Genomic DNA, 22,412 nt, shown 5'->3' on the forward strand with positions numbered 1-22,412 from the left:
CCATGGATCACTACCTCGACCTCAAACTCCTGCCCGACCCGGAATTTCCGGCCACGCAGTTGATGAGCGCGCTGCTGGCCAAACTGCATCGTGGCCTGCATGACCTGCGTCGTAGCGATGTGGGCATCAGCTTCCCGGATGTGGAAACAGCGGGCTCCGGCCTCGGTGCCCGCCTGCGCCTGCATGGCAGTGCCGAGGCGCTGGATCGGCTGATGGTGCTGAACTGGCTCACCGGCATGCGCGACCACCTGCATCTGGGGGAGCTGGCGCCGATCCCGGCGCAGGTACGCTGGCGTTGCGTCAGCCGTGTGCAGGTGGACAGCAACCCGGAGCGTGCCCGCCGCCGCCTGATCAAGCGCCACGGTATCAGCGAAGCGGAGGCGCGCCAGCGCATCCCCGACAGCGCCGGCAAACGCTGCGACCTGCCTTATGCCAGCCTGCGCAGCAACGGCAGCGGCCACAGCTTCCGCCTCTTCATCCGTCACGGCCCACTACTCGATAAACCCACCCCAGGCACCTTCGGCGCCTACGGCCTGAGCGCCCAGGCCAGCGTGCCCTGGTTCTGACCCTTTTTTCCAAGCACAAACGGAGCCCCCGCAAAATCAATGACTTGCAGGTGGCTCCGAAAAAAGGGGTAACAGCGATAAAACAGGGATGGTTCTTTAACAATCAAAGGGTTAGGGTTTTCAGGCTCTAGTTCACTGCCGTATAGGCAGCTCAGAAATTGCCGGTGTCGTGGTCGATGATCGCGACGGTGTTCACTGCCGTATAGGCAGCTCAGAAACTCCAGATCCATCATGTCGGTCTGGAACAGGAAGTTCACTGCCGTATAGGCAGCTCAGAAAGTGCTCAGACTCGATTGAAACAAGGTCTCTGTGTTCACTGCCGTATAGGCAGCTCAGAAACAGCGCCGACGGCCCCATGACCTTCAACAGCTGTTCACTGCCGTATAGGCAGCTCAGAAATGCATTTTCTGGATGGCGCTCTGGCCTTCCTTGTTCACTGCCGTATAGGCAGCTCAGAAATGGATGCATGCCAGTGAGGCCAAGGCGACCAGGTTCACTGCCGTATAGGCAGCTCAGAAATGGTCGGCCAGCTCGTACACCACGCGCAGAGCGGTTCACTGCCGTATAGGCAGCTCAGAAATCTCTCACAACCGAGGCACAGCACCATGAAAGGTTCACTGCCGTATAGGCAGCTCAGAAAAGGCGCACATACAGCGGCGCCAGGCGGGAATCGTTCACTGCCGTATAGGCAGCTCAGAAAACTGACAGCTGATCGATATAGCAACTGACCAAGTTCACTGCCGTATAGGCAGCTCAGAAAATGAGGTGCTGCTTGAGGCTGTTGGGTTTGTTCGTTCACTGCCGTATAGGCAGCTCAGAAAAACGGCGCCGACCCTGTGCCAGCCCCTGGCCAGTTCACTGCCGTATAGGCAGCTCAGAAAGTGCGTGCCTCGGCCTTGCCGCTGGGCAGGTTGTTCACTGCCGTATAGGCAGCTCAGAAAAATGCCGACTCATCGAATCGGCATCAGTGAAAGTTCACTGCCGTATAGGCAGCTCAGAAATCGACCATTTCCTGCATTACTGCTTGAGCGTCGTTCACTGCCGTATAGGCAGCTCAGAAAGAGGGAACTGGCGGTAATTACACCACTGCATTGTTCACTGCCGTATAGGCAGCTCAGAAATGCACGCCGGGCGGGATGACGGTAATGGGCCGGTTCACTGCCGTATAGGCAGCTCAGAAAAGGGCTGAGGCTAAGGCGCTGATCAACAAGCACGTTCACTGCCGTATAGGCAGCTCAGAAAACGACATGGCAGAGCCCGATAGCGATGTGGCTGTTCACTGCCGTATAGGCAGCTCAGAAAGCCATGTCCCTTTCATCTTCTAGATAGACCTCGTTCACTGCCGTATAGGCAGCTCAGAAACGGACGTGCGGGGGCTGGTGGAGGCGCTGGAGGTTCACTGCCGTATAGGCAGCTCAGAAAAGACCGCATGTCCTTTCAAGCTTACCCCTTGGAGTTCACTGCCGTATAGGCAGCTCAGAAAAATGCGCGCTTAGGGTTCGCATCGGTGATTAAGTTCACTGCCGTATAGGCAGCTCAGAAAACGAGCACGGGTGTTCGTTCGGAACATGCGGCGTTCACTGCCGTATAGGCAGCTCAGAAATCGTCAGGAATCACTACCCCACCCGCAACGTCGTTCACTGCCGTATAGGCAGCTCAGAAATATTCGTCGGCCGAGTGCGTCACGCCGTCCTGGTTCACTGCCGTATAGGCAGCTCAGAAATGCATGTTGTACCCCCGCGCCCTACAACCCCCGTTCACTGCCGTATAGGCAGCTCAGAAATCAGTCTGGCCCGGACGTGCGGGGGCTGGTGGGTTCACTGCCGTATAGGCAGCTCAGAAATGGGCGTGTTCGTGTCCGTCTCCGCGCTGGCTGTTCACTGCCGTATAGGCAGCTCAGAAAAGTCCCGGCCACACATCAGCATCACGGCACTTGTTCACTGCCGTATAGGCAGCTCAGAAAAACGACCTGCAGAGTCAGAATCCGCCGCTCTTGTTCACTGCCGCACAGGCAGCTCAGAAACAGTATGCCAGCCAGTTCCAGCGCCCCAACCGACGAGGTCTGGCGCTGGCATAAAACCCTGGCTGCCGCCCACAAGTGATAGTCCTTACGATCATGAGGATATCGTTAATAGCAAGGCTATCCAGCCATAAATCCTCGCAAACATGAGGATTTTATTGATCAAGAAGGCATTCCGCGCCAAAATCCTCACGAAAATGAGGATTTCAGATGCAAACCACACTCAAGAGCGCCGCCGAACTGGGCGAATTGATACGCCGGGCACGCAAGGCGCAGAACATCCGCCAGGATGACGCCGCTGGCAGCATCGGTGTCAGCGAGAACTTCCTCGGCAAGGTGGAGCGAGGTAGCGAGAGCGTGCAGTGGGGCAAACTGTTCCAGGTGCTCGATGGCCTCGGCCTGCGGCTGATCGTCGACCTGCCAGATGAGGTGGCAAAACTGCCCGGCGAGCCTGAAGCATGAAACGCGAGCTGCTGGCCTGGATCGGTGATCGCCTGATGGGGCATCTCTACGACGACAATGGCGTGTGGAGTTTCCGCTATGCGCACGACTGGGGCGCTTTCGACCTCTGCCCGAACCTGCCACGGGCACGAGGCACCATCCTCGACAACAGCAGCCAGCGCCCCGTGCAGTGGTACTTCGACAACTTGCTGCCCGAGGAGGGCCAGCGCCAGTTGCTGGCTGCCGATGCCCGCCTGGAGGCCAGCGACGCCTTCGCCCTGCTGGCGTACTACGGCGCCGAATCGGCCGGTTCCCTGACCCTGCTGCCGCCGGGCGAGACATTGCCGACAGGCGAACTGCGCGCCCTGACGGACGAAGCATTGGCCAGGCGCATCGCCGCCATGCCGCGCCTGCCACTGACCCACGCAGCCCGCAAGCGCATGTCCCTGGCTGGCGCCCAGCACAAGCTGGCCGTGGTGCTCAAAGGCGGCGAGCTGTATGAACCGGTCGGCGACGCACCCTCGACGCATATTCTCAAGCCGGATCACCCCGAGCGCGCCTTCGCCCATTCGGTGATCAACGAGTGGTTCTGCATGCGCCTGGCCGCCCGCGTCGGTGTGGCCGTGCCCAACGTCAGCCGTCATTACGTGCCCCAGCCGGTCTATCTGATCGAGCGCTTCGACCGCCAGGCACAGGGCGACACCTGGCAACGCCTGCACAGCATCGACGCCTGCCAGATGCTCGGCCTGGATCGTCATTTCAAGTACCAGGCCGGCAGCATCGAACGCCTGGTTCAGCTATTGGGGCTGACCACAGCTCCGGCAGTGGCGCGTACCCGTCTGTTCAACTGGCTGCTGTTCAACCTGCTGATCGGCAATACCGACGCCCATCTGAAGAACATCAGCTTTCTGGTCGGCCCACGCGGCCAGCAGTTGGCGCCGTTCTATGACCTGTTGAGCACCGCCGTCTACGAAACCCGCGCCTTCGAGCAGGATCGCTGGCCGCAGGCGACCACCCTGGCCTGGCCGCTCCTCGGCGAATCGCACCTGGCACGTATCGACCGCCAGCACCTGCTCGATGCCGCCGAAGCGCTGGGCCTGAAACGCTCCCCGGCCAACGCGCAGTTGCAGCGCATGCAGGGGCGCATCGTCGCGCACGCCGACGAATTGCTGGAACAGACAGAGCGGGAAAATGCCGGGCTGGCAGCCGAACGCCCAGAGCTACGCGCCACCTTTGCTGGTGAGATGCGTTGCCTGCGCGCAATTCGGGCGCTGGTAGCGGAGCAGGCCGCTCGGCTGCAATAAACACTGAGGTGCATAAAGAATCGCCATTTTCTTTACGCGTAGCACTCAGCGCTCGACGCATAAAGAAAATGGCGATTCATGAGACTGCTTGCTGGGCGGTTTGCTGTACAGCGCACTGCCGCACAGACAGCCCCCGGCGGGCTGTTCGCGTCGATGTTCGGCGTCAGGCCTGTAGCCTGGGTGGAGCGGAGCGATACCCGGGGCAGCGTTTCCCGGGTTTCGCGGTGCTCAACCCAGGCTACTTATCGGCTCGGTTTATGCGCAGGCGCGTTTTGCCGCCCCCTCAATCCAGCAAACTGCGATACATCACATAACAATCCACCAAACCATGCCGAGCGTGACGGTAGGCCTTGGGCAGGGTGCCGACTATCTCGAAACCGTGCTTCTGCCACAACGCCACGGCCACCGTATTGGTGGCCACCACGCTGTTGAACTGCATGGCGCTGAAACCCAGCTCGCGCGCCACTTCCAGGGAATGGGCGCAGAGCCGGCTGGCGATGCCGCGACCACGTGCGGCTGGGGCGGTCATATAGCCGCAGTTGCAGACGTGGTCGCCGGGCCCGGCGGCATTGGCCTTGATGTAGTAGGTGCCGAGAATCTGCCCACCCTCTTCGGCAACGAAGGTGGCGCGCGGCAGCTCGACCCAGAGTTTCCAGGCTGTTTCACGATCCATGTCGGGGTCATAGGCGTAGGTTTCCTGCGCCTGTACCACGTCACGGATGATCGGCCAGACCTGGTCGAAATCTGCAGCCTCGATGGGGCGGATGATCAGTGCGTCGCTCATTGGTCGTACCCCTCGGCCAGGTGCTGATCCTTGAGTTTCACGTAGTTGCCCGCCGTGTAGCTGAAGAAGTTGCGCTCCTTGTCGGTCAGAGGGCGAGCCTGTTTCACCGGGCTGCCGACGTACAGATAGCCGCTTTCCAGGCGCTTGCCCGGCGGCACCAGGCTGCCTGCGCCGATGATCACGTCATCCTCGACCACTGCACCGTCCATGACGATGCTGCCCATGCCCACCAGGATGCGGTTGCCCAGGGTGCAGCCATGCAGGGTGACCTTGTGCCCGACGGTCACTTCGTCGCCGATGATCAGCGGGAAACCCTCCGGGTTGAACGGGCCGGCGTGGGTGATGTGCAGCACGCTGCCGTCCTGCACGCTGGTGCGCGCACCGATGCGGATGCGGTGCATGTCGCCACGGATCACGGTCAGCGGCCACACCGAGCTGTCCTCGCCCAGCACCACGTCGCCGATGACCACGGCGCTGGCGTCGACGAAGACGCGCTCGCCCAGTTGCGGGAGGTGCTGTTGGTATTTGCGAATGGCCACGATAGAGGCTCCTGGGCTGCGAGAAAGCTTGATTGTAATTAAGATGCCCCCATGTCTGTTGTCAGCATGCTGGATTCTCGGATGCCAGCCACCTCAACACCGCCTTCCTTCGCCACAGGTATCTCGTCGTGACCGCGAACAACCCCCTGCTGCAAGACTTCGACCTGCCGCCCTATTCGCAGATCAAACCGGAACACGTCGAACCCGCCATCGACCAGATCCTGGCCGACAGCCGCGCTGCCATCGTCACCCTGCTCGAACAACAGCAGGCCAAGCCGAGCTGGGACGGCCTGGTGCTGGCCCTGGACGAGTTGGGCGCGCGCCTGGGCCGCGCCTGGAGCCCGGTGAGCCACCTCAACGCGGTGTGCAACAGCCCCGAACTGCGCGCCGCCTATGAAGCCTGCCTGCCCAAGCTGTCGCAGTACTGGACCGAAATGGGCCAGAACAAGCCGCTGTTCGACGCCTATGACGCGCTGGCCAAGAGCCCGGCAGCCGAAGGCTTCGACGTGGCGCAGAAGACCATCCTCGAGCACGCCCTGCGTGACTTCCGCCTGTCCGGCATCGATCTGCCGGTCGAGCAGCAGAAGCGCTATGGCGAAATCCAGATGCGTCTGTCCGAGCTGACCAGCAAATTTTCCAACCAGTTGCTCGACGCCACCCAGGCCTGGACCAAGCAGGTCACCGACGAAGCCCTGCTCAGCGGCCTGACCGACTCGGCCAAGGCGCAGATGAAGCAGGCCGCCGAAGCCAAGGGTCTGGACGGCTGGCTGATCACCCTGGAATTCCCCAGCTACTACGCGGTGATGACCTACGCCGACGACCGCGCCCTGCGCGAAGAGGTGTATGCCGCCTACTGCACCCGCGCCTCCGACCAGGGGCCAAATGCCGGGGAGAACGACAATGGCCCGCTGATGAGCGAGATTCTCGACCTGCGCCAGGAGCTGGCGCGCCTGCTCGGCTTCGCCAACTACAGCGAGCTGAGCCTGGCCAGCAAGATGGCCGAGAACACCGAGCAGGTGCTGAGCTTCCTGCGTGACCTGGCGGTGCGCAGCAAGCCCTTCGCCGAGCAGGATCTGGCCGAGCTGCAGGCCTTCGCCGCCGAGCGTGGCCTGAACGATCTGCAGAGCTGGGATGTGGGCTACTACAGCGAGAAGCTGCGCCAGCAGCGCTACAGCATTTCCCAGGAAGAGGTGCGCGCCTGGTTCCCGGTGGACAAGGTGCTCAGCGGCCTGTTCGCCATCGTGCGCAAGCTCTACGGCATCGAGATTCGCGAGCTGAAAGACTTCGACACCTGGCACCCGGATGTACGCCTGTTCGAGATCACCGAGAACGGCCAGCACGTCGGGCGCTTCTTCTTCGATCTCTACGCCCGCGCCAACAAGCGCGGCGGCGCCTGGATGGACGGCGCGCGCGACAAGCGCCGTGATGCCCAGGGCAAGCTGATCGCCCCGGTGGCCAACCTGGTGTGCAACTTCACCCCGCCGGTCGGCGGCAAGCCGGCGCTGCTGACCCACGACGAGGTCACCACCCTGTTCCACGAATTCGGCCACGGCCTGCATCACCTGCTGACCCGCGTCGAGCATGCCGGTGCCTCGGGCATCAATGGCGTGGCCTGGGACGCAGTCGAGCTACCCAGTCAGTTCATGGAGAACTGGTGCTGGGAACCGGAAGGCCTGGCGCTGATTTCCGGCCACCATGAAACCGGCGAGGCGCTGCCGCAGGCCCTGCTGGACAAGATGCTGGCGGCGAAGAACTTCCAGTCCGGGCTGATGATGGTGCGCCAGTTGGAGTTCTCCCTGTTCGACTTCGAGCTGCACGCCACCCATGGCGACGGTCGCAGCGTGCTGGACGTGCTCGAAGGCGTGCGCCGCGAGGTGTCGGTGATGCGCCCGCCGGCCTACAACCGCTTCGCCAATGGCTTCGCGCATATCTTCGCCGGCGGCTATGCGGCTGGTTACTACAGCTACAAGTGGGCCGAGGTGCTCAGCGCCGATGCCTTCTCCAAGTTCGAGGAAGAAGGGGTGTTCAACGCCGACACCGGCCGCGCCTTCCGTGAGGCCATTCTGGCCCGTGGCGGCTCGCAGGAACCAATGGTGCTGTTCGTCGACTTCCGTGGCCGCGAACCGAGCATCGACGCCCTGCTGCGCCACCTTGGCCTGAGTCAGGAGGCCGCATGAAGAAGCGATTCATCGCCGGCGCCGTGTGCCCGGCCTGCAGCGAGCAGGACAAGATCCAGATGTGGGAAGAGGACGGCGTGCCGCACCGCGAATGCGTGGCCTGCGGCTACGCCGATACCCTGGATGCCAACGGCAACTCGGTGCCCAAGGAACTGCCGACACGTGTCAACGTCAGCGGCCTGAAGCCCAAGCCTGCCGATCCCAAGGTGCAGTCGGTGCAGTTCTTCCCCAACCCCAAGCTGAAGAAGCCGAGCGAATAACCACGCAACCCGGGCCGCCGCCGAACCGTAGGGTGGGTTAGCGGCGCCGGGCACGGGCTCGCCAACACCTGTGAACCTCACGCGCCGCGTAACCCACCGAACAATGGCGCGCCTGGCACCTTCGGCGGGTCATGCCACGAAATCGGGGAAGGACGTGCCAGCGTCAGCCCCGGATTGCATCCGGGCTACAGGTCTCAGTGCACCATCCGCCTCAACCACGAAAGAACTCCCCCGGCGTCGCGCCGAACTGCTGGCGAAAGGCGGCGATAAAGGCCGAGGTGGAGTCATAGCCGCAGCTCAGGGCCACGTCGGTGACGCGCTCGCCACGCTGCAGCGGCTCCAGGGCATGCAAGAGGCGCAGACGCTGGCGCCAGGCGCGGAAGGTCAGGCCGGTTTCACGCAGGAACAGGCGGCTGAGGGTCTTCTCCGAGGCACCGAGCACCTGGCTCCACTGCGCCAGGCTGCGGCCGTCATCCGGTTGCTCTTGCAAAGCACGGCACAGGCGCAGCAGGCGCGCGTCCTGCGGCAACGGCAAGGACAGCCCCACCTCCTGCGCCGCGCGCAACTGATCCAGCAGCACCTGCGCCAGACGGCCATCGGCGCCCTGCTCGTCGTATTCCACCGGCAGCTCGCAGAAGCCTCGGATCAGCTCGCGGGTCAGGCTGTTGATGGCCAGCACCCGGCAGCGTGGCGGTGCCCAGGCGCTGACGGCGCAGTCGATGTACAGGCTGCGCATCTCGGTGCCCGGCGAGCTGATCACTTCGTGCTCGAGATCGGCGGGAATCCAGATCGCCCGCTGCGGCGGCGCGACGAAACGACCGGCGGCGCTGTGCACGTGCAGCACCCCTTCCAGGGCATAGGAGAGCTGCACCCAGGGGTGGCTGTGGCGCGGTGTGCTGACCGCCTGTGCCAGGGATTCGTTGCGCGCATAGAGCGGCCTGGGCAGATGGGGCAGGCGCGGTACCGCACGTTCGGGCAGCGGATTTTGTCCGTTAAGCGACATTCTCTGGCCTGATGGCGTTAGTCGGTCGATAAGACACAGGCTAGAGTGGCCGGGCCAGTCTGACAACAACCGGATCTCGAACATGGCCCGCTCCCGCCTGCTGCCCGACAATTTCACCCTTACCCTGCTCGCGGTGGTGCTCACCGCCTCGCTGCTGCCCGCCAGTGGCCAGGTGGCCACGGTCTTCGAGTGGGTCACCGACCTGGCCATCGCCCTGCTGTTCTTCCTGCATGGCGCCAAGCTGTCGCGCCAGGCGATCATCGCCGGTGCCGGGCACTGGCGCCTGCATCTGCTGGTGTTCTCCTGCACCTTCATCATCTTCCCGCTGCTCGGCCTGCTGCTGCGCCCGCTGCTGGAGCCACTGCTGGGTACCGAGCTGTTCATGGGCATGCTCTACCTGTGCGCACTGCCGGCCACGGTGCAATCGGCCATCGCCTTCACCTCGCTGGCGCGCGGCAATATCCCGGCGGCGATCTGCAGCGCAGCAGCGTCCAGCCTGCTGGGCATCTTCGTCACGCCGCTACTGGTGGCCTTGCTGATGGGCGTGCACGGCGACAACGGCTCGACCCTCGATGCCATCGGCAAGATCAGCCTGCAACTGCTGCTGCCCTTCGTGCTCGGGCAGATCGCCCAGCGCTGGATCGGCGGCTGGGTCAACAGGAACAAGAACTGGCTGAAGTACGTCGACCAGAGCTCGATCCTGCTGGTGGTCTATACGGCTTTCAGCGCGGCGGTGATCGGCGGACTGTGGCAGCAGGTGCCACTGATCACCCTGCTGGCGTTGACGCTCGCCTGCTGCGTGCTGCTGGCCCTGGCGCTGCTGACCACTCACCTGCTCGGCAAGTGGCTGGGCTTCAACCTGGAAGATCGCATCACCATCCTCTTCTGCGGCTCGAAGAAGAGCCTGGCCACCGGCGTGCCCATGGCCCAGGTGCTGTTCGCCGGCAGCACCATCGGCGTGCTGATCCTGCCGCTGATGCTGTTCCACCAGATTCAACTGATGGTCTGCGCGGTGCTGGCGCAGCGTTATGCGCGCCGCCCGGAAGCCGAGGTGATCGAAGCCAGGACGGCTTCCTGAACACCCCCGCAATGCGCTAGCGTGCAGGGCGTCGATCACCCTCACAAGGATGTCCATGCGCACGCTCGCACACCTGATCGGCGCGGCCCTGCTCGGTGCCGCGCCGCTCGCCATCGCCACCGATTTCGGCCCCTCGATCTACGCCGGGATGACCGCCCGCTTCGATACCGCCACCACGTCGCCCTACCAGAACCCGGAGCCCGAACTGCGCGTCCTGCTGCAGTCGCAGAAGGCCTATGGCAGCCGCAACCACTTCTGCATGGTCGGCTATCGCTGGCCGGATGGCATGCAGTTCGCCTCCGTGCACTGGCGCGAGGGCGGTCTGATCCTGCGCTGGCATGGCGGCAGCGACTGGTCTGACGATGAATTCGAGTGGTATCTGAACAAGGCCATCGATCTGCAGACCGGCGTGATCGACGCCGATGATCCGCAGGGCAGCACCTTCCTCGTCACCCGTCGTGACGCCAACGGTACCCTGGAAGACTGCCGCCGCCATGGCCGCCAGTACCTGATCGAGCCGTTCACGCCGCCGCCTCCACCTGTCGAGGAGGACGACTGAGCGACGCTCAGCACTGGCGCGGATCGATCAATCCATATACTGTTCATCCATACAGTATATGGAGCGTTTCCCATGGCCCTGAATCTGCCCACGCGCGGTCGCGGTACCGCCAGCAACCCACACAACCGCTATGCGCCGACCCGCTCGGAGCAGGAAGACGACGGCTGGTATCAGGACGAAACCCCACCAAGCCGCGCCACTGAGGTGCGCAAGGAGAAGGCGAAGACGGCGATCACCCGCAACGACTCGCCGGACGTCGGCTTCGACCGCTCGGTGAACCCCTACCGAGGCTGTGAGCACGGCTGCATCTACTGCTTCGCCCGGCCCAGCCACGCCTACTGGGACATGTCGCCGGGCATCGACTTCGAGACCCGCCTGATCGCCAAGACCAACCTGGCCGAGCGCCTGGAAGAGCAGTTGCAGAAGCCGGGCTACGTGCCGCAGCCCATCGCCCTGGGCATCAACACCGATGCCTACCAGCCCATCGAACGCGAACAGCGCCTGACCCGCCAGGCGCTGGAGATCCTGCTGCGCTACAAGCACCCGCTGAGCATCATCACCAAGGGCTCGCTGATCCTGCGCGACCTCGACCTGCTCAGCGAGCTGGCCAGCCACAACCTGGTCAGTGTCGCCTTCAGCCTGACCACCCTGGACGACGAGCTCAAACGCATCATGGAACCGCGTACCGCCGCTCCAGCCGCCCGCCTGCGCGCCATGCGCACGCTGCATGAAGCCGGGGTGCCGGTGAGCGTGATGTGCGCGCCGATGATCCCCATGATCAACGACATGGAACTGGAAGCGTTGCTCGAAGCCGCTGCCGATGCCGGCGCACGCTCGGCCGGCTACGTGCTGCTGCGCCTGCCGCTGGAAATCGCCGGCTTGTTCGAGGAGTGGTTGCAGGTGCATTTCCCCGAGCGCGCCGCCCATGTCATGAGCCTGATCCGCCAGAGCCGCGGCGGCAAGAACTACGACAGCCGCTTCGGCAGCCGCATGCGCGGCGAGGGCCAGTTCGCCGAGCTGCTGGCCCAGCGCTTTCGCCTGGCACGGCGCAAGCTCGGCCTGGACAAGCGCGAGCGCGTGGTGCTGGACTGTTCACAGTTCTGCCCGCCGGGGCTGCAATTGAGCCTGCTATGACTTGGCGTCCGCCGTCGATATGTTAAAACGTCGCAATACGAGGCATTGAGCGACGCAGCCCATGACCCGCACCTCCCGCGTAGCCGACCCGTCCTACGAGCTGATGGACGACCACGAAGGCCATTCGCTGATCTACCGTCAGCACGGCTTTCCTTCGCCGCTGGTGCGCTGGCATTTTCACAAGGAATACGAGCTGCACCTGATCGTCGCCAGCTCGGGCAAGGTGTTCATCGGCGACTACATCGGCAACTTCTCTCCCTACACCCTGTTCCTCACCGGCCCCGGTCTGCCGCACAACTGGATCAGCCAGGTCGCGGACGGCGAGGTGGTGCAGACCCGCGACATGCTGGTCAACTTCACCGACGAGGTGCTGGAAAGCGGCAGCGCGGTGTTCGCCGAGCTCAAGACCCTGCAGCCCTTGCTGGCGCGCGCGCAGTTCGGCATCGAGTTCCGCGACCCGCAGGTGATACGCGAGGCCGCCGTGCTGCTGCGCAGGATCGCAGACAGCCAGGGCATCACCCGCCTGGGGCATTTCTTCATCCTCATGGAGCTGCTGGCCGCCAGCGAGGATTACCAGTTGCTCTCGACCCTGACCTCCTCGGAGCTGGGCGACGAGCAGCATGTCGAGCGCATCAACCGCGCGGTGGACTACATCTTCCAGCACTACGCCCAGGGCATCGGCCAGGAGGAAGTGGCCGAATACCTGGGCATGACCCCCACCTACTTCTCGCGCTTCTTCAAGCAGGCCACCGGGCGCGGCTTCGTCGAGTTCGTCAATCGCCTGCGAGTGAGCAAATCCTGCGAGCTGCTGAGCCAGAGCGACAAGCCGGTGACCGAGGTGTGCTTCGAGTCCGGCTTCGGCAACATCTCCAACTTCAACCGCCGCTTCCAGCAGCTCAAGGGCATGACGCCCTCGGGTTATCGCAAGCTGGTGGTGCAACGCCTGACCGAGCAAAACCTGTACTGAATCGGCCACGGCCTTCTCCTGCAACCTCCTCTTCAAGCCTAGTGCCAGGCAGATTCGTCTGCCGTCCGGGCAGTTTTTCACTGCTCATAGAGTGCAAAAAAGTATCGGTCACTGTGCGCTCAAGGATTTGTTCGCACGCCCTTGCGGGGGTGTAATCCGGCCCGAGCGAAACAAAAACAATAGCGTTCTTCCGTAGCCGCCCCGGCGCGGAAGAGGAGTTCACAAGCATGAACCACTCGATCAAGGCCCTGGTGGCCACCTCTTGCCTGTCCTTCGCCGTGCTTGCTCAGGGCGCCGAAACCCTGACCATCGCCACGGTCAACAACAGCGACATGATCCGCATGCAGCGGCTGGCCAAGACCTTCGAGCAGCAGCACCCGGACATCAAGCTGAAGTGGGTGGTGCTCGAAGAGAACGTGCTGCGCCAGCGCCTGACCACCGATATCGCCACCCAGGGCGGCCAGTTCGACGTGCTCACCATCGGCATGTACGAAGCGGCGCTGTGGGGCGAGAAAGGCTGGCTGGCGCCGATGACCGGGCTGCCGGCCGACTACGACCTCGACGACGTGTTCCCCTCGGTGCGCGAAGGCCTGTCGGCCAAGGGCACGCTGTACGCCCTGCCGTTCTACGCCGAAGCCTCGATCACCTATTACCGCAAGGACCTGTTCGAGCAGGCCGGCCTGACGATGCCGGAGCAGCCGACCTGGGAGCAGATCGCCGAATTCGCCGGCAAGCTGCACCAGCCGGATCAGGGCATCTATGGCCTGTGCCTGCGCGGCAAGGCTGGCTGGGGCGAGAACATGGCGCTGATCACCACCCTGGCCAACGCCTTCGGCGCCCGCTGGTTCGACGAGCAATGGCAGCCGGAATTCACCGGCAGCGAGTGGAAGAACGCGCTGAACTTCTATGTCGACAACATGAAGCAGTACGGCCCGCCCGGCGCCTCCAGCAACGGCTTCAACGAGAACCTGGCGCTGTTCAACAGTGGCAAGTGCGCGCAGTGGGTCGATGCCAGCGTGGCCGGCTCCTTCGTCACCGACAGCTCGCAGAGCAAGGTGGCCGACTCGGTAGGCTTCACCTTCGCCCCCACCCAGGTCACCGACAAGGGCGCTTCCTGGTTGTATTCCTGGGCGCTGGCGATTCCCACCAGCTCCAAGGCCAAGGACGCCGCCAAGACCTTCGCCGCCTGGGCCACCTCCAAGGACTACGCCAAGCTGGTGGCCGACACCGACGGCGTGGCCAACGTGCCGCCGGGTACCCGTGCCTCCACCTACAGCGAGGCCTACATGCAGGCGGCGCCATTCGCCAAGGTCACCCTGGATTCGCTGAAGAAGGCCGACCCGGCCAACCCCAGCGCCAAGCCGGTGCCCTACGTCGGCATCCAGCTAGTGACCATTCCCGAGTTCCAGGCCATCGGCACCAGTGTCGGCAAGCTGTTCGCCGCCGCGCTCACCGGGCAGATGCAGCCGGAGCAAGCGCTGCAGGCGGCGCAGCAGAGCACGGCACGGGAGATGAAACGCGCCGGGTATCCGAAGTAAGCAAACCGCCGTCCCGCAGGGTGGGTTAGCGCCGCCATTCGCCAAGTATGTAGGGTGGACAACGCGAAGCTTGTCCACCGCTCTATGTCGCCAATGGTGGACAAAAAGAGCGTTGTCCACCCTACGTTTCACCACGACACCGCCTTTCGGAGGCATGATGAACTCTTCGGCCATCAATACTCCTGCTGCCGCACAGGTCAGCACGCCAGGCGGGCGCAAGCCCCGGCGCCTGGCGCCCGGCTGGTTCCTGGTCAGCCCCTCGGTGGTTCTGCTGCTGATCTGGATGATCGTGCCGCTGGGCATGACCGTCTATTTCTCGCTGATCCGCTACAACCTGCTCTACCCCGGCGAGAACGGTTTCGTCGGCCTGGAGAACTTCGAGTACTTCGTCACCGATGCCGCCTTCCTCTCCGGCGCCGGCAATACCCTGTTGCTGGTGGGCAGCGTGCTGTTGATCAGCGTGGTGTTCGGGGTACTGATCGCCGCCCTGCTGGAGGCCAGCGAGTTCTTCGGCCGCGGCATCGTGCGGGTGCTGCTGATCTCGCCATTCTTCATCATGCCCACGGTCAGCGCGCTGTTGTGGAAGAACCTGATCTTCCATCCGGTGTCGGGGATTCTCGCCGCCGTCTGGCAGTTCTTCGGCGCCCAGCCGGTGGACTGGCTGGCGCACCACCCCATGTTCTCGATCATCCTGATCGTGTCCTGGCAGTGGCTGCCGTTCGCCATCCTGATCCTGATGACCGCCATGCAATCGCTGGATCAGGAGCAGAAGGAAGCCGCGCGCCTCGACGGCGCCGGCCCCATCGCCATCTTCTGGCACCTTACCCTGCCGCATCTGGCGCGGCCGATCGCGGTGGTGGTGATGATCGAGACCATCTTCCTGCTCTCGGTGTTCGCCGAGATCTACACCACCACCAGCGGCGGCCCCGGCTACGAGTCCACCAATCTGGCCTACCTGATCTACACCCAGGCGCTGCTGCAGTTCGACGTCGGCATGGCCTCGGCCGGCGGGCTGATCGCGGTGGTCATCGCCAACATCGCCGCCATCGTGCTGATCCGCATGATCGGCAAGAACCTGACCGAACGGCAGTGAGGAGCGCAGCATGCTGACCCTGAAACAGTCCCGGCGCCTGCACAGCCTGGTCATCGGCCTCCTGGCCTGGGCCATCGCCGCGCTGATCTTCTTCCCGATCTTCTGGATGGTGCTGACCAGCCTGAAGACCGAGATCGACGCCTTCGCCACGCCGCCGCAGTTCATCTTCACCCCGACGCTGGAGAACTACCTGCACATCAACGAGCGCAGCGACTACTTCGCCTTCGCCTGGAACTCGGTGCTGATCTCCGTCTCGGCGACGCTGCTGGGCATGCTCCTGGCGGTGCCGGCCGCCTACTCCATGGCCTTCTTCGAGACGCGCCAGACCAAGCGCACGCTGCTGTGGATGCTGTCGACCAAGATGCTGCCGCCGGTGGGCGTGCTGGTGCCGATCTACCTGCTGGCCAAGCAGTTCGGCCTGCTCGATTCGCGCCTGGTGCTGATCATCATCTACACCCTGATCAACCTGCCGATCCTGGTGTGGATGGTGTACACCTACTTCAAGGACATCCCCGTGGACATCCTCGAAGCCGCGCGCCTGGACGGCGCCACCACCTGGCAGGAGATCGTCCGCGTGCTGCTGCCGATCGCCCGTGGCGGCCTGGCCTCGACCATGCTGCTGTCGCTGATCCTGTGCTGGAACGAGGCGTTCTGGTCGCTCAACCTGACCAGCTCCGCCGCCGCCCCGCTGACCGCGCTGGTGGCCTCCTACTCCAGCCCCGAGGGCCTGTTCTGGGCCAAGCTTTCCGCCGTTTCGACCCTGGCCTGCGCGCCCATCCTGATCTTCGGCTGGATCAGCCAGAAGCAGCTGGTGCGCGGCCTGTCGTTCGGCGCCGTCAAATAAGAGGTTCATGTCATGGCTGATCTGAAGATCCGCAATCTGCAAAAAGGCTTCGACGGCACGGCGATCATCCAGGGCGTCGACCTGGACATCCGCGACCGCGAATTCGTGGTGTTCGTCGGCCCCTCGGGCTGCGGCAAGTCCACCCTGCTGCGCCTGATCGCCGGGCTGGAAGAGGTCAGCAGCGGCCATATCGAACTCGATGGCCAGGACATCACCGATGTCGCCCCGGCCAAGCGCGACCTGGCCATGGTGTTCCAGACCTACGCCCTGTACCCGCACATGACCGTGCGCAAGAACCTGTCCTTCGCCCTCGACCTGGCCCGCGTGGGCAAGCAGGAAGTCGCAGCCAAGGTCGCCAATGCCGCGCGCATCCTGCAGCTCGAAGCCCTGCTCGAACGCAAGCCCAAGCAGCTTTCCGGTGGCCAGCGCCAGCGCGTGGCCATCGGCCGCGCCATCGTGCGCAACCCGAAGATCTTCCTGTTCGACGAGCCGCTGTCCAACCTCGACGCAGCCCTGCGCGTGCAGACCCGCCTGGAGCTGGCGCGGCTGCACAAGGAACTGCAGGCCACCATGATCTACGTGACCCACGACCAGGTCGAAGCCATGACCCTGGCCGACAAGGTGGTGGTGCTCAATGGCGGCCGTGTCGAGCAGGTGGGCTCGCCGCTGGAGCTCTATCACCACCCGGCCAACCTGTTCGTCGCCGGTTTTCTCGGCACGCCGAAGATGGGCTTTCTGCGCGGCACCCTGCACAAGGCCCAGGACGATAGCTGCGAGGTGCAACTGGAATGCGGCGCGCAACTGAGGCTGCCGCTGTCCGCCACCGGCCTCGAGGTCGGCAGCGCGGTGACCCTGGGGGTGCGCCCCGAGCACCTCAATCTGGTCGGCGAGGGTGCCGGGCGCCTGCAGGTAAGCGCCGACGTCAGCGAGCGCCTGGGCAGCGACACCTTCTGCCACGTGCGCTGCGCCTCGGGGGAGATGCTCACGGTGCGCGTGCGTGGCGACTTCGCCCCGCGTTATGGCGAGGCGCTGAAGCTGGATTTCGACCCGGCGCACTGCCACCTCTTCGACGCCGCCGGCCAGGCCGTCGCCAAACCCTTGCAGCAGGCCGCCTGACGCCACTTCATGACGGGATCATCCAGATGAAACTCAATCGCCAGCAGCTTTCCCAGCTTGGCGGCGCCGTCGCGCTGCCGCAATACGACCCGCGAACGCTCCGCAACGGCATCGCCCATATCGGCGTCGGGGGCTTTCACCGCGCCCACCAGGCGGTCTACACCGACGCCCTGATGAACCGCGGCCAAGCCCTGGACTGGGGCATCTGCGGGGTCGGCGTGCGCAGCGAAGACCGTGCCATGCGCGACGCCCTGGCCAGCCAGGACTTTCTCTACACCCTGGTGGAACTGGGCGACGAACCGAACCTGCCGGTGCGGGTGATCGGCGCCATCACCGACATGCTGCTGATCGAGGAATCGCCACAAGCGCTGATCGACAAGCTGGCCGACCCGGCCATCCGCATCGTCTCGCTGACCATCACCGAAGGCGGCTATTGCATCGACGACAGCACGGGAGAATTTCTCGCCGAGCTGCCGGCCATCGCCCACGACCTGCGCCACCCCGAGTCGCCGCGCAGCGTGTTCGGCCTGCTCTGCGCCGCCCTGGCCAAGCGCCGCGCCGCCGGCATTCCGGCCTTCACCCTGATGTCCTGCGATAACCTGCCGCACAACGGCGAGGTCACGCGCAAGGCGCTGCTGGCCTTCGCCCACCTGGCCGACCATGAGCTGGCCACCTGGATCGACCATCACGTGAGCTTCCCCAACGCCATGGTCGACCGCATCACACCGATGACCAGCGCTGCCCATCGCCAGCAACTGGCCGAAGAACATGGCGTCGAGGACTCCTGGCCGGTGGTCTGCGAGCCCTTCGTGCAATGGGTGCTGGAAGACAGGTTCGTCAACGGCCGCCCAGCCTGGGAAGAGGTGGGCGTGCAGTTCACCGACGACGTCACGCCCTATGAGGAGATGAAGATCAAGCTGCTCAACGGCAGCCACCTGGCGCTGACCTACCTGGGCTTTCTCAAGGGCTATCGCTACGTTCACGAGACCCTGAACGACCCGCTGCTGCGCCGCTACGTGCGCACCTTCATGGATCTCGACGTAACGCCACAACTGGCGCCGGTGCCGGGCATCGACCTGCACGTCTACAAGGACACGCTGATCGAGCGATTCTCCAACCAGGCCATCGCCGATCAACTGGAGCGGGTCTGCTCGGACGGCTCGTCGAAGTTTCCCAAGTTCATCGTGCCCACCCTCAACCGCCTGATCGAGGACGGTCGGCCACTGGAACGCGCTGCGCTGGTGGTCGCGGCCTGGGCGCTATACCTCAAGGGCGTCGACGAGAACGGCGCGCACTATCGCATCCCCGACCCACGCGCCGAGTTCTGCCAGGCGCTGGTAGCCGATGACGACCAGGTGCGCCAGCGCGTGCTCGGCGTCGAGGCGATCTTCGGTACGGCGATACCGCAGTCGGCAGCCTTCGTCGCGGCCTTCGAGCTGTGTTACGACAGCCTGCGCAAGCTCGGTGTGACCCGCACCCTGCAGACCCTGCTGGGCGATTGAGCATGTACCTCGGTATCGATTGCGGCACCCAGGGCACCAAGGCCCTGGTGCTGGATGCCGGCAGCGGCCAGGTGCTCGGCGCCGGCAGCGCCAGCCATAGCCTGCACAGCGGCGCCAATGGCCGGCGCGAACAGCAGCCGCAACAGTGGCTGGAAGCTTTCGAGCAGGCGACCCGACAGGCGCTGGCGGCTGCGGGCATCAGCGGGGAGCAAATCCTCGGCATTGGCGTGTCCGGCCAGCAGCATGGCCTGGTGCTGCTCGACGAACAGGGCGACGTGCTGCGCCCGGCCAAGCTCTGGTGCGACACCGAATCGACCCCGGAAAACCAGCGCCTGCTCGCTCATCTCGGCGGCGAGGCTGGCTCGCTGCAACGCCTGGGCGTGGCCATCGCGCCCGGCTACACGGTATCCAAGCTGCTCTGGACCAAGGAGCAGCACCCCGATGCATTCGCCCGTATCGCCCATATCCTGCTGCCCCACGACTACCTCAATCACTGGCTCACCGGCCGCGCCTGCAGCGAGTACGGCGACGCCTCCGGCACCGGGTATTTCGATGTGCGTACACGTACCTGGGATACCGAACTGCTGAGCTTCATCGACCCCAGCGGGCGCCTGCGCAAGGCGCTGCCAGAGCTGATCGAGCCGGATCAGCCGACGGGCCGCATCCGCCCGCAGATCGCCCGGCAACTGGGTCTGAACCCGGAGGCGGTGGTGGCCAGCGGTGGTGGCGACAACATGCTGGGCGCCATCGGCACCAGCAATATCCGCCCCGGCGCCATCACCATGAGCCTGGGCACTTCCGGCACGCTCTACGCCTACAGCGACCAGCCGACGGTCAGCCCGCACGCCCAGGTGGCCACCTTCTGCTCATCGAGCGGTGGCTGGCTGCCGCTGATCTGCACCATGAACCTGACCAACGCCACCGGGCTGATCCAGCAATTGCTGGAGCTGGATATCCAGACCTTCGGCAAACTGGTCGAACACGCCCCCATCGGTGCCGAGGGATTGCTGTTGCTGCCCTTCTTCAACGGCGAACGGGTGCCGGCCCTGCCCCGCTCGCGCGCCAGCCTGCTGGGCATGGACAGCGACAACCTGAGCCGCGCCAACCTGTGCCGGGCGGTGGTCGAAGGCACCGCCTTCGGCCTGCGCTATGGCCTCGACCTGCTGCGCGCCAGCGGCTTGCAGAGCGAGACCATCCGCCTGATCGGCGGCGCGGCGAAGAGTCCGGTATGGCGCCAGGTGATCGCCGATATCATGGGCACCCCGCTGGTCTGTCCGCAGCACACCGAAGCCGCCGCCCTCGGCGCGGCCATCCAGGCTGCCTGGTGTCTGACGCCGGGCAGCGACCGCCAGGCGCAACTGGCCGCGCTGTGCAAGCGCTGCGTGCATCTGGATGCCAGCACCCAGACGCAACCCGACCCGGCGCGCACGGCGCAGTACGAGGTGGTCTATCAACGCTATCGCGAGCAGATCAGCCGACTCGCCGAGAGCGCCTTGGCTTGATTCATTACGGAGACGCATATGTACCTGGTCTGTGGCGAAGCACTGTTCGACGTGTTCATCCAGAACGACGGCGGGCGCAGCAACGAGCTGGCCTTCAAGGCCATCGCCGGCGGCTCGCCGTTCAACGTGGCGCTGGGCTTGCGGCGCATGGGCGCCGACTCGGCACTGTTCACCGGGATCTCGTCGGACAGCCTAGGCCAGCGTCTGCGCCAGGTGCTGGGTGAAGAAGGCGTGAGCGATTCCTACCTGATCGCCAGCGAGGCACCGACCACCCTGGCCATGGTCGGCCTGGACGCGGCCGGTTCGCCGCATTATTCCTTCCGTGGCGAGGGCTGCGCCGACCGCCAGCTACTGGCCGAGCACCTACCGACATTGGATGCACGGGTGCGCGGCCTGCACGTTGGCTCCTACTCGTTGGTGGTGGAACCGGTAGCCAGCACCCTGCTGGCGCTGGTGCAGCGCGAGCATGCCCGGCGCCTGATCAGCCTCGACCCCAACGTGCGCCTCGGCCCGGCGCCGGATATCGCCCGCTGGCGCGAGCGCGTCGAGACCTTCGCCGGCTACGCGCACCTGATCAAGGTCAGCGAGGAAGACCTGCAGGTGCTCTACCCCGAACGCGACCCGCAAGCGGTCGCGGCAAGCTGGCGCAACGAGCGCTGCCAACTGGTGTTCCTCACCCATGGCAGCGCAGGCGCCAGTGTGCATAGCCGCCACGGGCAGTGGTCAGTACCCGCGCAGGCCGTGCACACCCGCGACACCGTCGGTGCCGGTGATACCTTCCAGGCCGCGCTGCTCAGCTACCTGGCACGGCACCAGTTGGACAGCCCCGAGGCGCTGGCGACCCTGAGCCGCGAGCAGATCGGCGCCATGCTGCGCCTGGCCATCGAGGCCGCCGCGCTGACCTGCACACGGGTCGGCCCCGACCTGCCCTACCTGCACGAACTGGAGCGACAAAGCGTGCGCTGATCCGGGTAAAGCGCATTGCAGCGCTCCTGTTCCACTACACTGCCCTGGCGACACGAGCGGGCCCTGAGGAAAAACGACCAGTTGTCGCACCGGCTGCGCAAGACGAAACTGGGCGTGTGACTCACACCGCGCAGCAACAGTCGTTCTAGCAGCGTCTTTTCAGGTAACCAGAGGTTCAGAGCATGCCCTACAAACACCAGGTGATTCCGCTGCAGACCCACGAGGGCAACGAAACCGCCGAACAAGCGCTGCGAAATATCGTCGATGGCTTCAAACGCTTTCGCACCGAGGTGTTTCCCCAGCAGGAAGAGCTATTCAAGAAGCTCGCCACCGCGCAGAACCCACGCGCCATGTTCATCACCTGCGCCGACTCGCGTGTGGTGCCGGAGCTGATCACCCAGAGCTCGCCGGGCGACCTGTTCGTCAACCGCAACGTGGGTAACGTGGTGCCGGCCTATGGGCAGATGATGGGCGGCGTTTCCACCGCCATCGAATACGCGGTGCTGGCCCTGGGCGTGCAGCATATCGTCGTTTGCGGCCACTCCGACTGTGGCGCGATGAAGGCGGTGCTCAACCCGCAGTCGCTGGAAAGCATGCCCACGGTCAAGGCCTGGCTGCGCCATGCCGAAGTAGCTCGCACCGTGGTGGCGGAAAACTGCAACTGCAGCGACGACAAGGAAGCCCTGGCCATCCTCACCGAAGAGAACGTGGTGGCCCAGCTCAACCACCTGTGCACCCACCCCTCGGTGGCGGCCAAACTGGCACGCGGCCAACTTTTCATCCACGGCTGGGTGTATGACATCGAAACCAGCCAGATCAAGGCCTATGACGCCGAGCTGGGCAGCTTCCTGCCACTCGATGGCGACCAGGTGCCGATGGCCACGCCACGCGCACGCTTCGCGCAAAGCTGAAACGAGACGGCCGGAGCCTTGCGCGCTCCGGCCGATGGAAGGGAAAGGGCCATGCCCCGCGCCAGCGGTGCTGATCGCCCGCGCCGTGCTCGCGCACCTGGGGCATGG

20 protein-coding genes and 1 CRISPR repeat array are annotated in these 22,412 nt (G+C 64.4%); of the genes, 17 read left to right on the forward strand and 3 right to left on the reverse strand.

Annotation, left to right across the window (positions count from 1 at the left end; genetic code table 11):
• Positions 1-2: 2 nt before the first annotated feature.
• The 3 genes from cas6f (at position 3) to OU800_RS23340 (ending at position 4,331) form a co-directional block, all read left to right on the forward strand.
• The gene (cas6f, locus tag OU800_RS23330; protein ID WP_268179882.1) at positions 3-566 is read left to right on the forward strand and encodes a type I-F CRISPR-associated endoribonuclease Cas6/Csy4; all 564 of its coding nucleotides are present in this window, start codon (positions 3-5) and stop codon (positions 564-566) included.
• Between the two features lie 130 nt (positions 567-696).
• Positions 697-2,589: direct repeats of the CRISPR family, unit length 28 nt; unit sequence GTTCACTGCCGTATAGGCAGCTCAGAAA.
• Positions 2,590-2,796: 207 nt separating this feature from the next.
• Positions 2,797-3,048, forward strand: coding sequence for a helix-turn-helix domain-containing protein (locus OU800_RS23335; RefSeq protein WP_268179884.1), 252 nt, complete (start codon positions 2,797-2,799; stop codon positions 3,046-3,048).
• Positions 3,045-4,331, forward strand: coding sequence for a HipA domain-containing protein (locus OU800_RS23340; RefSeq protein ID WP_268179886.1), 1,287 nt, complete (start codon positions 3,045-3,047; stop codon positions 4,329-4,331). The genes OU800_RS23335 and OU800_RS23340 overlap by 4 nt, the downstream gene beginning before the upstream one ends.
• 283 nt (positions 4,332-4,614) lie before the next feature.
• On the opposite strand, the gene OU800_RS23345 is transcribed toward OU800_RS23340, so the two are convergent.
• Complete coding sequence (locus OU800_RS23345) at positions 4,615-5,115, reverse strand: GNAT family N-acetyltransferase (protein ID WP_268179887.1); 501 nt, start codon at positions 5,113-5,115, stop codon at positions 4,615-4,617.
• The gene (locus OU800_RS23350; RefSeq protein WP_268179889.1) at positions 5,112-5,654 is read right to left on the reverse strand and encodes a gamma carbonic anhydrase family protein; all 543 of its coding nucleotides are present in this window, start codon (positions 5,652-5,654) and stop codon (positions 5,112-5,114) included. Before OU800_RS23350 ends, OU800_RS23345 begins: the two co-directional genes overlap by 4 nt.
• Positions 5,655-5,782: 128 nt before the next feature.
• Here OU800_RS23350 and prlC point away from each other — a divergent pair, with 128 nt between their 5' ends.
• Together prlC and OU800_RS23360 are read left to right on the forward strand one after the other, a co-directional pair.
• Positions 5,783-7,831 (forward strand): oligopeptidase A, encoded by a 2,049-nt coding sequence (gene prlC, locus OU800_RS23355; RefSeq protein ID WP_268179891.1) that lies wholly within the window; start codon positions 5,783-5,785, stop codon positions 7,829-7,831.
• On the forward strand, positions 7,828-8,091 hold the full coding sequence (locus OU800_RS23360; protein ID WP_268179892.1) for a YheV family putative zinc ribbon protein: 264 nt from the start codon (positions 7,828-7,830) through the stop codon (positions 8,089-8,091). The genes prlC and OU800_RS23360 overlap by 4 nt, the downstream gene beginning before the upstream one ends.
• A gap of 211 nt (positions 8,092-8,302) precedes the next feature.
• On the opposite strand, the gene OU800_RS23365 is transcribed toward OU800_RS23360, so the two are convergent.
• Complete coding sequence (locus tag OU800_RS23365; RefSeq protein ID WP_268179894.1) at positions 8,303-9,094, reverse strand: AraC family transcriptional regulator; 792 nt, start codon at positions 9,092-9,094, stop codon at positions 8,303-8,305.
• An 82-nt stretch (positions 9,095-9,176) separates the two neighbouring features.
• On the opposite strand from OU800_RS23365, the gene OU800_RS23370 reads away from it, so the two are divergent.
• The 12 genes from OU800_RS23370 to OU800_RS23425 all read left to right on the forward strand — a co-directional run bounded on the left by OU800_RS23370 (position 9,177) and on the right by OU800_RS23425 (position 22,304).
• On the forward strand, positions 9,177-10,172 hold the full coding sequence (locus tag OU800_RS23370) for a bile acid:sodium symporter family protein (RefSeq protein WP_268179896.1): 996 nt from the start codon (positions 9,177-9,179) through the stop codon (positions 10,170-10,172).
• Positions 10,173-10,227: 55 nt separating this feature from the next.
• On the forward strand, positions 10,228-10,731 hold the full coding sequence (locus tag OU800_RS23375) for a hypothetical protein (RefSeq protein WP_268179898.1): 504 nt from the start codon (positions 10,228-10,230) through the stop codon (positions 10,729-10,731).
• 72 nt (positions 10,732-10,803) lie between these two features.
• Positions 10,804-11,865, forward strand: a complete 1,062-nt coding sequence (locus tag OU800_RS23380) for a PA0069 family radical SAM protein (RefSeq protein ID WP_268179900.1) — start codon at positions 10,804-10,806, stop codon at positions 11,863-11,865.
• Positions 11,866-11,926: 61 nt separating this feature from the next.
• Positions 11,927-12,832 (forward strand): AraC family transcriptional regulator, encoded by a 906-nt coding sequence (locus OU800_RS23385; protein ID WP_268179902.1) that lies wholly within the window; start codon positions 11,927-11,929, stop codon positions 12,830-12,832.
• A 227-nt stretch (positions 12,833-13,059) separates the two neighbouring features.
• Positions 13,060-14,370: an ABC transporter substrate-binding protein gene (locus tag OU800_RS23390; protein ID WP_268179903.1), complete on the forward strand. Its 1,311-nt coding sequence runs from the start codon at positions 13,060-13,062 to the stop codon at positions 14,368-14,370.
• Between the two features lie 157 nt (positions 14,371-14,527).
• Positions 14,528-15,463 (forward strand): carbohydrate ABC transporter permease, encoded by a 936-nt coding sequence (locus OU800_RS23395; protein WP_268179905.1) that lies wholly within the window; start codon positions 14,528-14,530, stop codon positions 15,461-15,463.
• A gap of 10 nt (positions 15,464-15,473) precedes the next feature.
• Positions 15,474-16,307, forward strand: coding sequence for a carbohydrate ABC transporter permease (locus OU800_RS23400; protein WP_268179907.1), 834 nt, complete (start codon positions 15,474-15,476; stop codon positions 16,305-16,307).
• A 12-nt stretch (positions 16,308-16,319) separates the two neighbouring features.
• The gene (locus tag OU800_RS23405; RefSeq protein ID WP_268179909.1) at positions 16,320-17,423 is read left to right on the forward strand and encodes an ABC transporter ATP-binding protein; all 1,104 of its coding nucleotides are present in this window, start codon (positions 16,320-16,322) and stop codon (positions 17,421-17,423) included.
• A gap of 26 nt (positions 17,424-17,449) precedes the next feature.
• Complete coding sequence (locus tag OU800_RS23410) at positions 17,450-18,925, forward strand: mannitol dehydrogenase family protein (RefSeq protein WP_268179911.1); 1,476 nt, start codon at positions 17,450-17,452, stop codon at positions 18,923-18,925.
• Between the two features lie 2 nt (positions 18,926-18,927).
• Positions 18,928-20,427 carry a xylulokinase gene (gene xylB / locus OU800_RS23415; protein WP_268179913.1) on the forward strand — a complete coding sequence of 500 codons (1,500 nt, stop codon included), beginning with the start codon at positions 18,928-18,930 and terminating at the stop codon, positions 20,425-20,427.
• A gap of 18 nt (positions 20,428-20,445) precedes the next feature.
• The gene (locus tag OU800_RS23420; RefSeq protein ID WP_268179915.1) at positions 20,446-21,393 is read left to right on the forward strand and encodes a carbohydrate kinase family protein; all 948 of its coding nucleotides are present in this window, start codon (positions 20,446-20,448) and stop codon (positions 21,391-21,393) included.
• Between the two features lie 182 nt (positions 21,394-21,575).
• A complete protein-coding gene (locus OU800_RS23425; RefSeq protein WP_268179917.1) occupies positions 21,576-22,304 on the forward strand; it encodes a carbonic anhydrase in 729 nt (242 codons plus the stop codon).
• The last annotated feature ends 108 nt before the right edge of the window (positions 22,305-22,412 follow it).

Source organism: Pseudomonas sp. GOM7 (assembly GCF_026723825.1).
Taxonomy (GTDB): domain Bacteria; phylum Pseudomonadota; class Gammaproteobacteria; order Pseudomonadales; family Pseudomonadaceae; genus Aquipseudomonas.

Coding starts and splice junctions, on each gene's coding strand:
- cas6f (WP_268179882.1), top strand. CDS start 3: ATGGATCACTACCTCGACCTCAAACTCCTGCCCGACCCGGAATTTCCG.
- OU800_RS23335 (WP_268179884.1), top strand. CDS start 2,797: ATGCAAACCACACTCAAGAGCGCCGCCGAACTGGGCGAATTGATACGC.
- OU800_RS23340 (WP_268179886.1), top strand. CDS start 3,045: ATGAAACGCGAGCTGCTGGCCTGGATCGGTGATCGCCTGATGGGGCAT.
- OU800_RS23345 (WP_268179887.1), bottom strand. CDS start 5,115: ATGAGCGACGCACTGATCATCCGCCCCATCGAGGCTGCAGATTTCGAC.
- OU800_RS23360 (WP_268179892.1), top strand. CDS start 7,828: ATGAAGAAGCGATTCATCGCCGGCGCCGTGTGCCCGGCCTGCAGCGAG.
- OU800_RS23365 (WP_268179894.1), bottom strand. CDS start 9,094: ATGTCGCTTAACGGACAAAATCCGCTGCCCGAACGTGCGGTACCGCGC.
- OU800_RS23370 (WP_268179896.1), top strand. CDS start 9,177: ATGGCCCGCTCCCGCCTGCTGCCCGACAATTTCACCCTTACCCTGCTC.
- OU800_RS23375 (WP_268179898.1), top strand. CDS start 10,228: ATGCGCACGCTCGCACACCTGATCGGCGCGGCCCTGCTCGGTGCCGCG.
- OU800_RS23380 (WP_268179900.1), top strand. CDS start 10,804: ATGGCCCTGAATCTGCCCACGCGCGGTCGCGGTACCGCCAGCAACCCA.
- OU800_RS23385 (WP_268179902.1), top strand. CDS start 11,927: ATGACCCGCACCTCCCGCGTAGCCGACCCGTCCTACGAGCTGATGGAC.
- OU800_RS23390 (WP_268179903.1), top strand. CDS start 13,060: ATGAACCACTCGATCAAGGCCCTGGTGGCCACCTCTTGCCTGTCCTTC.
- OU800_RS23395 (WP_268179905.1), top strand. CDS start 14,528: ATGAACTCTTCGGCCATCAATACTCCTGCTGCCGCACAGGTCAGCACG.
- OU800_RS23400 (WP_268179907.1), top strand. CDS start 15,474: ATGCTGACCCTGAAACAGTCCCGGCGCCTGCACAGCCTGGTCATCGGC.
- OU800_RS23405 (WP_268179909.1), top strand. CDS start 16,320: ATGGCTGATCTGAAGATCCGCAATCTGCAAAAAGGCTTCGACGGCACG.
- OU800_RS23410 (WP_268179911.1), top strand. CDS start 17,450: ATGAAACTCAATCGCCAGCAGCTTTCCCAGCTTGGCGGCGCCGTCGCG.
- xylB (WP_268179913.1), top strand. CDS start 18,928: ATGTACCTCGGTATCGATTGCGGCACCCAGGGCACCAAGGCCCTGGTG.
- OU800_RS23420 (WP_268179915.1), top strand. CDS start 20,446: ATGTACCTGGTCTGTGGCGAAGCACTGTTCGACGTGTTCATCCAGAAC.
- OU800_RS23425 (WP_268179917.1), top strand. CDS start 21,576: ATGCCCTACAAACACCAGGTGATTCCGCTGCAGACCCACGAGGGCAAC.